Raw genomic sequence first — 11,972 nt, forward strand, 5'->3', positions numbered from 1 at the left:
GTCAGTTGGGGCGGCCGTTCGTTCTTGGCTGCGCTGGCAGTGGCGCCTTGAAGAACCTCTTCAGGGACTGGGTAATCACAGTTATGATGACATTTAGGGCATTTCCCCTCAAGGGTCGGGAGTCGCCGCTCCGGGGATGTGTGAACGTGCCATGAGGCGATGTAGGCGTCCTCTACGTGAACAAACTCGTCAGCGTAGGTAGTAGTCGGCTGCGTGTCCATGTGTCCTCCGGTGCTATGAATTCTGACCGAATGGTGGGCGTGTGGCACTTGCGCGAACCTTTCCCTCCCTCCGTAGCAGATCTACGGTGTGCTATCCAGGTCTCTCGGAGGTAACAATGGCGCGACTCAAGCACGATGTCGTGGCGCAACAGGGAACGAGGTCGCCAGCCAGGAGTGGGACCGCAGTCTCCGCAGGCACCAGGAGAGCAGGCTTCTCCACCGTGATCGGCGAAAAGGCGGACTTGGATCTACTGCTCGCGCGCTGGGACGAAATCGCGGCGATCATCGGACTCCCCGACATCGGCGCTCCCCACATGATTTCGTTGTCCGCCTTCGCGCGTGAGCGTAACCTTCGTCCACTTCGCGTGATCGTGATCAAGCACCCGCCAGGAGTTGCACCGATCCTGATCTCCGTACTCCAAAGGCACGCGAGCCGCTTCGGCATTAGCGACCTCTCGATCGACGAGGGGTTCTATCTCAGGCCAGCCAGCCAACGTGATGTGGTCGGTAACCGGTGGGCGATCACGTGGACGTCAACGCACCGCGATGACCTGCGAAAGCCACCCATCGGAGCTCTGCCGCCCTCCTTCCATAGCCCTGTCGCACTGGTGGACAGCGGGGACGAGGGCGCCAGTATGCAGGTGGGCTACGACGCGTACGACAGCGACTACGAGACGCCGTTCGACAATACGGGCCACGGCACCAGCGTCGGGAGCCTGATCCGGCTCGTCGCGCCTCATGCCCAGGTCGACAGCTTCCGTGTCCTAGATGCTAACGAGGTCGAGGTGGACAGCAGCTTGCTGCTGGCCGCGCTCACAGAGCTGACCGCCGAGCAGTCAGGTTATTCCATTATCGTTGTCCCCTACCGTGCCATATTGCCCCCCAGAGATATGAGGGGTAGGGCGGTGACTGTACGGATGCTCCAAAGACGCAGACAACCAGTCCTGCTAGTGTGCGCGGCTGGAAATGTTACGAAGGGCGGGCCAGTCGAGATCGACTTTCCGGCTACCGTCCCAGGATCGCTAGTTGCCGCTGCTCTTTGCTGGGATGGAGAGAAGGCTGACTACAACTGCAAGGCTGCATCGGGTCACCAGGTTCGCATCGTGTATGCGTACGGCGGGGAGCCCCAGGACGGAATAGGTGCCATGGCCAAGGCGGATAGCGCCATAGAGATCCTCTATGGAACCTCGTACGCTGCGGCGCTCATCGCAGCCGCGCTCGTTCGCTAGGCTGCAGCAGCGCCGTAAGTGACCCTGAATCGCAGGGGGATGTTGAGGCACGCGAGCAGGTAATCGCCCTGAGGGAACGTGGACGCAACCTCAGATCACTCTCGATAGATGTGTACGCGGTGTCCTGGATGCTGGACATTCTGCTCCCTGGGGGCGCCGGAATGGATTGCAGTTAGCCGTAGGTGTCGGCCTATGCGGCCTGACAAACGGATGGCGTATTGTTCTCTGAGCTGGGACATACCGGGGATGATCTTGTGCGGCAGACACGCAGGATAGGCCATCTATGCAGGTCAAACCACTAGAACAGGCGAAGTCGCCTCCGCTCTCCTAAAGCGGGTGCCGCAGGTTCGAAGCCTGCCGGGGGCACCAGGCTCCACCAGCAGCAAAGCGCCCTTGACCGGCAACAATGCCAGTCAAGGGCCTCGTCCCACGTCCGACGCTGTACGACTGTGATCGAGTGTCTGCGGCTAACTTCTCCCAATCCCTTCCCACGCCGCCCAATGTGGGATCACAAGTGGATCAGGCAGAACTTGCCGCTGCGAGCATGACCGCGGTTCTGCGTGGATTTTGCTAGAACCTGCATGATTTGATGTTCTGTCCTAGGGCTGCTGCCGCCGGTGAGCTGCAGGTTCAGCAGCGGCTGGGCAGGTTTCGATGCTGGGCCGCGCGAGGGGCGACCGCCACGCTGCAGGTCCGACACCGGGGCGGGCACCGTGTGGTTTCGACGCTCGGCCGCCCGTGGGGCGCCCGCCACGGGCGAGTCCGTCGAGGACACCGTCCGCCTGTACATGTTTCGATGGTCGGCCGCCCGTGGGGGCCAACCGCCGCCTTGATCGTCTGAGCCCGCGACTTGAGCGACCCGGAGTTTCGATTCCCCTCCTGGAGGAGGGGCGCCTGCCGGAGTTCAGGTGCAGCTGTGGTGGTCGCCCCGCTGCCAGACCAACTGGACCCGTATCGTCTCCACGGGCTACGAGGGCCGAGCCTGGATAGATGTCCGGCGCATAGGCGACGGCTCGTCCGTGCGCGGCGAGTGGGTGAACGAGCCCTACGGGCTGACCCAGACCGGGTACACCAGTGCGTGGATCAGCGCCATGGTCTACGCCCCGGGGCCCGTCGAGGCGTGTGCTGGTGATCATGCCAGCTGGGGCGGCTGCAGGAGCCAGCAGAGTTGATCAACGGGCAGGCGTGGCTCAGCCGCTACAGTCGGCGCTGTCGCGGCTGACCTGGGGAAACGCGGAGCGTTGCGATCGGTGCCGCACTCCCCCCGGGGAGCGCGGCACCGACAGCACTGATGCTGTGGATCAGGCGGCTGGAAGAGGTGCGGTGGGGAAGGGCACGCCGGTGAGTTCCTGGCTGATCCCCCGTAGGCGGGCGCGGGCGTCGGTGTCGTACGCCTGGTGGTGGGCGCGGGCGGGACTGGAGCGGTTGACGTAGGTGCCGGTGACGTTGTCCAGGGCGGGGTCGGTGATCAGGCGGGCGGTGTGGGTGACGCCTTCGTCCAGGGTGCTCTGCACGGTGAATAGGTGGGTGACGATCTTGGTGGGCATGTAAGAGGCCGGGTGCAGGGCATTGACGGTGACGCCGTGGTCGCGTAGCAGTTCGGCGTGGTCGAGGGTGAGCATGATCTGGGCGAGTTTGGCCTGGCAGTAAGCCTGCACCCCGTCCCAGTGGCGTTCCAGGAGCACGTCGTCGAAGTCCAGGGGCGCCTGTCCGGCGGAGGCGACGTTGACGATCCGCGCCGGGCCGGCGCCGGCAGCGGTTGAGCGGGCGGCGGTGCGAGCCAGGAGCGGGGTGAGCAGACTGCTGAGCATGTAGGTGGCCAGGTAGTCGACCTGGAAGGTCAGCTCCAGGCCGTCGGCGCTGCGCTGGGGGGCGGTCTCCACGCCGATGCCGGCGTTGTTGACCAGTACGTCCAGGCGGTCGCGGGTGGCCAGGCGGTCGGCCAGGGCGTGGATCTGGTCCAGGTGGGCGAAGTCGGCCAGTTCGAAGGTGAGCCGGTCGTTGCCGGTCCGGTCGCGTAGGTCGGTCAGCAGTTGCCGGCCCTTGGCCGGGTTGCGGCCGTGCAGGATCAGGGTGGCGCCGTCGGCGGCCAGGCGGTGGGCCAGGGCGCGGCCCAGGCCGTCGGTGGCGCCGGTGATCAGGATGGTCCGGTCGCGCAGTGGGCGGGTGGTGGGGGTGGTCACGGGAGTTGACCTCGGCGTTCGATGCGGGTGCTGGTGCTGGTCGGGTCAGACGATCGGGTGGCCGCTGACGGTGGTGGCGGGGACGTCCTCGCGCAGGTCCCAGTGTTCGGCGATCAGGCCGTCGGTGATGCGGAAGATGTCCACCACCGCGATGCCGGAGTGGCCGGGCTGGGCGGTGAACAGGCTGTGGGTGAACACCAGGTCGCCGTCGACGGCCATGCGGCGGATCTCGAAGCGGGCGTCGGGGAGCTGGGCGCGCATCCCGTCGATGAACTCGGTCAGCGGCCGGCGGCCGTCGGGCAGATTGGGGTTGTGCTGGATCAGGTCCGCGGCCAGGAACCGGTCGGCCAGCTGGGTGCGGCCCTGGTTCCAGATCTGCTCGAAGTAGTCGCGCACGAGCTGGGCGGCGGGCTGGGACATGGTGTTCTCCTGTGAGGCTGAGGTGACGAACAGAAGGGAGGGTCGGAAAGGAAGAGCAGGTCAGCGGTGAGCCGGAGTGGACGCGGAGACCGGGATGTCCGGGATTGCCGGGCGGGGCGGGCGCGGCCGGGTGGAGGCGGCGTGGGCGGTGACGGCCGCGGCCAGCGGCAGCAGCGCCAGCGCCGGGAGCCAGTGGCCGCCCAGGGCGGGCAGCAGATCGGCGCCCAGCAGGCTGCCCAGGCTCATGCCCAAGTACAGGGCCGAGGCGTTGAGAGCCAGCAGGACCCCACGCTGCTCGGGCAGCAGCTCCACCAGCCGGGCCTGTTGCGGGGCCATGAACAAGGTGTTGAAGACGGCCCAGAAGGCGAACACCGCGACCCCGGCCGCCGGTACGGCGGGGGCGCCGGCCAGGGCCAGGAAGGCCAGGGTCAGCCCGGCCAGCGCGACGGCGATGGTGCGGCCGCCGCCCAGGCGGGCGTAGACGCGGGAGGCGGCGGCGTTGCCGACCAGGCCCAGCGCGCCGAACACCAGCAGCGTCAGCGACACCAGCCCCGGTCCGGCACCGAAACGAGTGGTCAGGTAGGCCCCGGCGACGCCGTAGACGGTGAACTGGGCGGTCAGCACCAGCAGTGTGGTGGCGATCATCAGCGTGGCGCCCCGGGCTCGCAGCGCGGCGGCAAAGACGCGGGCGGTGGGGGCCGGGCCCGGCGCCACCGGTGGCAGCAGCACCGCCAGCAGCGCGCCCGCCACCAGGGTCAGGGCGACCACGGCGGCCATGGTGGCGCGCCAGCCGATCGCGGTGCCCGCGGCCGAGGCCAGCGGCACGCCCAGCACGGTGGCGGCGGTCATCCCGCCGAACACCACCGCCAGCGCACGGGGCCGCTGCGCGTCGGGCACGATCATGGAGCCGGTGGCCGAGGCGGCCGGTCCGAAGATCGCCGCGCCCAGCCCGGCGGCCACCCGCGCGGCGGCCAGGGCGGTGAAGTCGGGCGCTATCGCGGCGGCGGCTCCGCCCAGCGTCATCAGCGCCAGGCCCACCAGCAGCACGGTGCGGCGGTCCAGGCGGCCCAGCGCGATCGCGGCGATGGGCTCTGTTCTGTCCAAGCCGGAAACCTTCTCGGCCGGCAGCGGAACCGCTTCCGTCAGCTCAGCACGAGCCTCGGCACCTGAACCCATCGAGAAACTGTGGCCCGCAGCAGTGCACGAAGTGCCGGCCAAATTACCCGACGGCAGAAAAGTCCGGCCGCGACTGATGGTGGACGCCACCAAAGTGCTCCTGACCGCCGAAGCCGGCTTCGAGAAGGCGAACGGCCTCTACACCTACGATGTGAACAGCGGCGAGGTGGCCAAGCTCGCCGACATCACCCTCCCCGTCGGCACCATCCTCTTCCCCGACGGCTTCACCGCAGGCCAGGGCCGGATCGCCTGGTGGACCGCACGTGGCTCCGACGACAAGCGAACCGCCGACATCTGGACCGTCCCGACGACCGGCGGCAAGCCGCAGCTCGTCACCTCCGCTCCCCTGCCGCCCGCCTCATCGGCCGGCTTCGTCACCGGGATCGCCATCACCCCTGACCGCCTCGCCTGGTCAGCCGGGAACGAGGGCGTCTTCACCGTCGATGTCAACGGCGGGCAACCGCAGCGCGTGGACGGCACACAGGGACAGCACATCCTGAACTGGCCCTGGGTCGGATCACCCGGGACGTTCGGCGGCAACGAAGCCCCCTTCCAGTCCGTCATGAACATCGAGACCGGCGAGAAGCGCGCCCGGACCGCCTTGCCGCCAGGCAGCCCGGTGGCCTGCGGCATCACCCTCTGCGTCACACACCCCGACCGTTCCGCGGCGGCGCAGATCCAGGGCCGGGACGGGCGACCACGGCACGAGATGGACGTGACGGGAGTCGCATCACAGCCTCTCCAGCAGGACCGGTTCCTGTCCGCCCAACTGCCCGATCGTGCGATCGTCCATGACGTGCAGTCAGGCGTGTCCGCCGAGATCCGCGGCATCGACACCCGGACCCGCTACCGCGCCCCGGCCGGCAGCAACATCGCCCTCTTCGGCCGCGGCGACAAGTTCGTGGTCGTCGACCTCACTGCCATTCACTGACCACTCTTCCGCTGATGCCGTCCTGCGACCGTCGAAGCATCCCGCCGCGGGCCATCACGCGATCCTGATGTCCTCCGTCAAGGTGCCAACGCTCCATGTCCGTGTGCCGTTGCGGTGGAGCGACCCCTGTCGTGCGATCAGCCGGCGGCGCACAACCTGTTGAACTCCGCGACGTCCGCATTGATGTCCGCGATCACCTGGTTGGGGTCGCCGCCGGTCATGCCCGTCAGGCGGAAGCTCAGTTCCTGGAACTCCGCGGCCAGCCTCCTGATCTTCGCTCCCACCGCGCCCTGCGCGTTGAGGGCTGCGCCCATCAAGTCGCTGTACGTCTGCTGAGCCGCGGCCGCCTGGCCACTCGGGCTGGTTCCGGCATCCCTGCGGTAGGCGGTCAGGGCCGCCGCCGTCTCGTCGCAGCCGACGGACCGGATCTTCCCCAGCGGTGGAGGGGATTCCTGGACGGCTTGCGTACGGCTCGGTGGTTGGGACGTGCTGGACTCAGTCGATGAGCCCACCGGCGATGGTGAGCGCCGAGTGACGACCTGACCCGATGGGGACGGACTGGAAACCACTGTGCCGGGCGGGATCTTGGGCGGCATCAGGTAGGCGAAGAGCGCGACCGCGGCTGCGATCGAACCCGCCAGAGCGCTCACTGCCGTCCAGTTCAGGCGCGAGCCCGCCCCCGCTGATCCGCTTCCGGTCATGTTCTGATGGTGGCCGAGCCGCCGCACTCGGTCCAGGACGACTCCCGCAGATGTTCTTGATCCGCAGACATCCCCGACGCCGACTGCACTCCAGCCACGGCCCCCGACCGAACGGCCACAACCGCAGCTCCTTCCCTGACGGAGGGCGCGGGCTCAGCCGCCCGGGGTGATGCCGTAGCAGGGCCAGCTCGTACACCACGCCCACGGACGCAACCTACAGCGCTGGCTGGCAGACCCACGAGACACTCGGCTGAACCTGCCACGCCATCCCGAGAACTGCTGACGTTGATGGCGCGCGGAAATGCCGGCGCCTCCGCCGGGCACTGTCCCCGCGGGCTCTCATTCGGCGTCATTGAGGGCGGCCGCGAGGTTTCCCGTGCGTAGCTCCTGCTGTTCGACCCATCTCTTTCCCTCGGCGGCGATTCCTTCCAGAACGTGGAGGGTGTGGGGCAGTCCTGCGGCGTCCAGCGACACCTTGGACACCGCGCCGGGAACCTCTCCCTGCTGCAGCTCCTCCATCCCCGAGCTCACCTCGACGCTGATCTCCTCGCCGTTGACGAGTGAGAGCTGGAAGACACGTTCGTCGTTGTCCGACTGGCTGACCCGTACGGCGGCGACCGTCTCGAAGCGGTAGTTGAGCCGCTGCCGGTCGTGGAAGGTGCCGTTCATGAAGTCGAGCGTGACGGTGAGCTGGCGGACGCCTTCCTGGGTGATGAGGAAGACCAGGAGCTGGTACTTCTTGTAGCGCCATGGACCACCTCGTACGCGAGCGCGTGCACTCGATCGGGCGGGAGCCTCGATGAAGGCGTGCGCGATGACATGGCTCATGGTCAGCCTGTAGTGCCGCAACGCCTCATTGAGGAGCGCTTTCCGGTCGCAGTCCAGCCAGCCGGCCATCTCCTCGTCGCGAGGCTTGTCCGACATCTTCGCGCGCCACCGGTCCAGGGCGTCCAGGTCGCACTTGTACGCCTGCTCGCTCTCGCTCTCGTCGGCGGCGTGGCGGCGGCGCTCAAGGGTGATGTGGAGCCACGCGCGGGAACCGATCCACCCGGAGATCAGCAGGAGGAAGATCGTGCCGATTGCCCGCAAGGGCTCGATCGGTACGGCGCTGACCGCTGCCCAGCCGCCTCCACCTGCGAGGGCGAGAAGTCCGAGTATCGCCTGAGTTTTAGTTCGTCCGGGCGTGGCGAGTTCCTGTCGGTAGCTCCACAGTGTGCCTCGTCGATGGCGAGCGCCGGCCTCGCTCGCCCGGTGCCGGATGAGCCAGGCGAGGCGCTCGACCCCGATCCGCATTCCTCCGTAAACCGACACGATCTCATCGCGCAGGCTACGGCGGATTCCCGTTGTGCGGGCCATCCAGTTGTCACGGTCCAGACCTGGCGGTAGGTAGACGGCGAAGTAGTGGTCGATGCGGTTCTCTGCCTTCTTGGCGAAGCTGCCGAGCACGGTTTCGCTCGTGAGCCCTAGGAACTCCCTGTCCTTGACGCGACGGCGTACGACTCGAAAGCACCAGTCCGCGACGTTCGGCGCACCGACATAGGTGCCCCCGAGGCCCAGCAGGTAGGCGACCATCGGAAGAATGCGGCCGCTCTGCAGGATCAGGTAGCCCAGGTGAGCCGTGGCCATGACGAGCACGACCATCGCGGTCAGGGCCTGGGCCCGGGTGGCGAACGATATGTCGGGGGGCTTCGGGACCCGGCGCTCTGGCTCTTTCGGCGCCGGGTGGAAGAACTTCCAGATCCGGTCCTTTCGGTCGTCGGCCGTCTGTTCCGACTTGGCCTTCGTCAGCGCGAGGTGCCACAGATGGTCTTCGATCGGGCCGTCGAGGTACAGCTCCAGGTGATCCAGGATCAGGCTGCGTTGCGGCTCGCGGAGCGCGTCAAGGTCTTTGACGACGACCCGGATGTCCTCCTCGGCCTTTCCCGCCGACTCCAGGAGCCGGTCGATGATGCGGACGCCGTCCCGCCACGGGTCATCGCCCGAGAGCCGCATGATGACGCGCCGGTCACGCAGTTGGGCGATCTCCTCCTTGGTCAGCTCGTGCCGCGTCCGGCCGCTCACCATGGCGAGCAACCAGTAGAAGTAGACCTCGTTGGTGGCGTAGTCGACCCTGGCCTCGTTGATGAGCTGCCGAGCAGGTCCTGGCATACGGCCTTTCAGAAAGGAGACGCCGTCCTGGAACTTCTTCTCGGGCGGGTCCTGCGGGCTCGTCATGTAGATGACGTCGCCGTGCACTGTCCCTGCCTGCACTCCGACGTGGGAATCTGTGGCCGCGTTCTCGACGCGGTGCCCTGGATCCGTCATGACAGGGACTGCACCAGGGCGATGATGACGGCCAGCTCGGCGGCCAGGTCGGCGACGTCCCCGACGAGCCCGCGGAGCTTCTTGAGTGCCAGGGTCAGCGTGTTCTTGCGGTCTGGCGTCTTTGTCTCCATCGCCTGGTCGGCCGCGACCAGTTCCGTCTCGGCGGCCTTGTACGTCGACTCGTCCAGGCGCCCATCCGCCCATGCCTGCCAGAGCCGGGTACGGAACCCGGCCAGCGCCTCGGGCAGGTCCGCCGGCCGGGACCTCTCCGGGGTGATCCGGATGCCGCCGTGCACGATGCCTGCCTGCACGCCCACATGGGCATTCCCCTTGGCGATGTTCGTGACCGACTCGGGCATGGCTGAGCTCCTTGTCGTGGGTTCGTCGGTAAACAACTCCTCGGCCAGAGCCGCGGCGAACGCGGCCGCGTTGGCGGCGGCCCGCGGCTGCCACTGTTCGCGGTCCGTGGCTTCCTTGGTGCCGTCGGCCCGGTCACTGATTCCGCGGATCACGACGACGGGCAGCGCCCTGTTCAGGTGCCCGGCCTGTGCCACGCCGGCGCCTTCCATCTCGATCGCCCGTGCGTCGTTGTAGTGGTCACGGATCCAGCGGGCGTGCTCGGAAAGCCGGGAGTTCAGGACCACCTCCCCGGCGGCGATCGCCCCGAAGTGCACGTTCGGGCGAGGGTCCAGACCCTTGGCCCAGGAGCTGCTGCGGTACAGGTGCTGGGCGATCTGCTCGGCAGCATGCGAGGTCGGCCAGACGCGAGGGCGGCTCTTGAAGCCCTCGTCCTCACTGGTGCCGCCGTGAAAGGCGTAGATATGCGTGGCCACCACAACGTCTCCGAGCGCGATGTGCGTCTGCAGCGCGCCGGCCACGCCCACGAAGAGGAGAGCTGCGGGTTGGAATTCGGCAATGGCACGTTCAGCGAGTACCGCAGCGGAGTGGTTACCCTTGCCGACCTGCGCCAGCGCCACCTCGCATCGCCCGTCCGCCAGGCGGCCCACCTCGAAGAGGGTGCCCTGCGAGTGCCGGTGCAGGCGCAGGCCGGCCAGCTTCTCTCTGATCGCCTGGTATTCCAGGTCTAGGGCGGTGAGGATCACAACTGGGCTCACTGCACCTGCTCCTTTCCGTTCGGCGAGTCGACGGGACGGATCATCGGGGGATGGAGGACCTCTTGGGAGCCGGCTCTGAACAGGCGGGCCGGTCGTCCGGTCGTGGCCTTGCGCGCCGAACCGGCCGGAACGATGAATCCATGCGTTTTCTTGATCTTCCGGTAGAAGTTCCGCGGGTCGAGCGGCATCCCCCACACCGCCTCGTACACGTCCTGAAGATCGGTGATTGTGAACGTCGGCCCGCAGAAGGCCGTGGCGAGCGCGGAGTGCTCAAGCTTGGATCGGGCGCGCTCGACGCCGTCCGTGACAATGCGGCGATGGTCGAAGGCGAGCCGCAGATCGCCGGAGAGCACCCGGTCGGTGGGCTGCCAGCCGGCGTCGGCGGCGTCGGTGCCGGCGGTCGGTTCGGGCAGCCTTGGGGCGATGGCCAGGAAGGCGACGCTCACCACGCGACCTCGCGGGTCGCGGCCTGGGTCGTCGTAGACGCCGAGCTGTTCCAGCCGGAGTGTCTCGACGTCCAGGTCGGCCTCCTCCGCCAGTTCCCTATGGGCGGCGGCGAGGAGGCTTTCTTGGCGGTGCTGCAGAAAGCCGCCCGGTAACGCCTGGGCGCCGCTGTACGGCTCGATACCGCGCTCGATGAGCAGCACATGCAGGCGCGAATCACGCAATGTGAGGATCACCAAGTCAACGGCGAGCAAGATGGCGGGCGGCTCCCATTGATCGTCGCTCATGGCCCGACCTTATGTTTTTGTCAGTCTGACAAAAAGTAGCGTCGCGGTTAGCTCAGCCATCCCTGGCGAAGGATGGGGCTGTTACATCTCCCCCCGTGCCGCAGGAGTTCGTCTGCGTCCCGCCGCGCGTGCCGCGCCCCAGGAGCGGCACGCCGGTGACAGTACGCCGCCCTTCCGACAATTTCGGGGTCAGCCGTGTCGGAGTTCGGCTGGCAGGGCCTGGGAGTGCGCCGGGCCGGCGGTGCTCACAGATCCCAGATGTGGTCCTGTCGCACTTCCTCCAGGCCGTGCTGCGAGCGGCCGACGAACCTGGCCGAGACAGCGATGTGCAGTACTCGTACGCCACGAGCACACGTTGGCGGAAGCCCGGGTCGCTGCGTACGGCAGGCAGCTTCTCGGTCTCTGCGGCGGTTTCGAAGGTCTCCAGGTCCAGGCCCGCCAGCAGGCACAGGTCCGAAGGCAGGGACGTGGCGACGTGGGAATCGAGTAGGTATAGGGGCTCTCACGAAGGCGGCCTCGTTCGGAGCCCGGGCTGCCAAGGCCGTGGTGGGTGTTGACCAGCCAGAGGCCGTCGTTCGTGAGGTGGCGAAAGGGGCAACCGGGGCTGGTGTCGCGGGCGGACCGTACTCCTTGAGCAGTTCTCAAGTTCCGCCTCGGCGGCGCTGAACGGGATGGCAGTCCACAGCCAGCCAGTATAGAACCATCTTTCCGGTGCGGTCGTGAGCTGGATGGCCTGCTGCGTGCGGTGTCCGATCGCCACCTGGTCGCCCGGCGTTCCCCGGCATCGCCTATGGCGAGAATGCGCTCATATCTTGTTTTCCGCAGGTTTCACTATTAGCAGGAGCACGCACCACGTCCGTACGCCCCCAGTGAACGTTTTTCATCCTCGCGCCGCCTGCGCGACTCGGTGATTTTGCAGGACGGCGATGGCCTTGCACAGGTGGCCGGCCTTGGACGGGCT

General features: G+C 67.4%; 9 protein-coding genes and 1 pseudogene. 2 read left to right on the plus strand and 8 right to left on the minus strand.

What is annotated here, in order from left to right; all coding sequences use genetic code 11:
• The first annotated feature begins 442 nt into the window (after positions 1-442).
• Positions 443-1,450 carry a S8/S53 family peptidase gene (locus tag ABT158_RS47430; protein WP_352365437.1) on the plus strand — a complete coding sequence of 336 codons (1,008 nt, stop codon included), beginning with the start codon at positions 443-445 and terminating at the stop codon, positions 1,448-1,450.
• A 1,301-nt stretch (positions 1,451-2,751) separates the two neighbouring features.
• On the opposite strand, the gene ABT158_RS47435 is transcribed toward ABT158_RS47430, so the two are convergent.
• The 3 genes from ABT158_RS47435 to ABT158_RS47445 are packed head-to-tail and all read right to left on the minus strand — an operon-like array spanning position 2,752 to position 5,157.
• Positions 2,752-3,633 carry an SDR family NAD(P)-dependent oxidoreductase gene (locus tag ABT158_RS47435; protein ID WP_352365439.1) on the minus strand — a complete coding sequence of 294 codons (882 nt, stop codon included), beginning with the start codon at positions 3,631-3,633 and terminating at the stop codon, positions 2,752-2,754.
• Between the two features lie 45 nt (positions 3,634-3,678).
• A complete protein-coding gene (locus ABT158_RS47440) occupies positions 3,679-4,053 on the minus strand; it encodes a nuclear transport factor 2 family protein (protein ID WP_352365441.1) in 375 nt (124 codons plus the stop codon).
• 60 nt (positions 4,054-4,113) lie between these two features.
• Positions 4,114-5,157, minus strand: a complete 1,044-nt coding sequence (locus tag ABT158_RS47445; RefSeq protein WP_352365443.1) for an MFS transporter — start codon at positions 5,155-5,157, stop codon at positions 4,114-4,116.
• Between ABT158_RS47445 and ABT158_RS47450 the strand changes: the two genes are divergently transcribed.
• Entirely contained in the window at positions 5,138-6,160 is a 1,023-nt protein-coding gene (locus ABT158_RS47450) for a TolB family protein (RefSeq protein WP_352365445.1), read from the plus strand. The two genes, ABT158_RS47445 and ABT158_RS47450, sit on opposite strands and share 20 nt — an antisense overlap.
• A 137-nt stretch (positions 6,161-6,297) precedes the next feature.
• Here ABT158_RS47450 and ABT158_RS47455 read toward each other — a convergent pair whose 3' ends face one another.
• The 5 genes and pseudogenes from ABT158_RS47455 to ABT158_RS47475 all read right to left on the minus strand — a co-directional run.
• Complete coding sequence (locus tag ABT158_RS47455) at positions 6,298-6,861, minus strand: hypothetical protein (protein WP_352365447.1); 564 nt, start codon at positions 6,859-6,861, stop codon at positions 6,298-6,300.
• Positions 6,862-7,200: 339 nt separating this feature from the next.
• Positions 7,201-9,096 carry a hypothetical protein gene (locus ABT158_RS47460; RefSeq protein ID WP_352365449.1) on the minus strand — a complete coding sequence of 632 codons (1,896 nt, stop codon included), beginning with the start codon at positions 9,094-9,096 and terminating at the stop codon, positions 7,201-7,203.
• A gap of 65 nt (positions 9,097-9,161) precedes the next feature.
• On the minus strand, positions 9,162-10,280 hold the full coding sequence (locus ABT158_RS47465) for a 5'-methylthioadenosine/S-adenosylhomocysteine nucleosidase (protein ID WP_352365451.1): 1,119 nt from the start codon (positions 10,278-10,280) through the stop codon (positions 9,162-9,164).
• Positions 10,277-11,011, minus strand: coding sequence for an NUDIX hydrolase (locus tag ABT158_RS47470; protein WP_352365453.1), 735 nt, complete (start codon positions 11,009-11,011; stop codon positions 10,277-10,279). The genes ABT158_RS47465 and ABT158_RS47470 overlap by 4 nt, the downstream gene beginning before the upstream one ends.
• Positions 11,012-11,339: 328 nt before the next feature.
• Positions 11,340-11,684, minus strand: a pseudogene (locus ABT158_RS47475) (phosphorothioated DNA-binding restriction endonuclease family protein); the annotation flags it as partial.
• Between the last annotated feature and the right edge of the window lie 288 nt (positions 11,685-11,972).

It is taken from the genome of Nonomuraea sp. NPDC001636, assembly GCF_040298265.1.
In the GTDB taxonomy this organism is placed as follows: domain Bacteria; phylum Actinomycetota; class Actinomycetes; order Streptosporangiales; family Streptosporangiaceae; genus Nonomuraea.

What these genes read in the sequence shown, in the direction of transcription:
- ABT158_RS47455 (WP_352365447.1), bottom strand. Translation starts at nt 6,861, where the DNA reads ATGACCGGAAGCGGATCAGCGGGGGCGGGCTCGCGCCTGAACTGGACG.
- ABT158_RS47440 (WP_352365441.1), bottom strand. Translation starts at nt 4,053, where the DNA reads ATGTCCCAGCCCGCCGCCCAGCTCGTGCGCGACTACTTCGAGCAGATC.
- ABT158_RS47450 (WP_352365445.1), top strand. Translation starts at nt 5,138, where the DNA reads ATGGGCTCTGTTCTGTCCAAGCCGGAAACCTTCTCGGCCGGCAGCGGA.
- ABT158_RS47470 (WP_352365453.1), bottom strand. Translation starts at nt 11,011, where the DNA reads ATGAGCGACGATCAATGGGAGCCGCCCGCCATCTTGCTCGCCGTTGAC.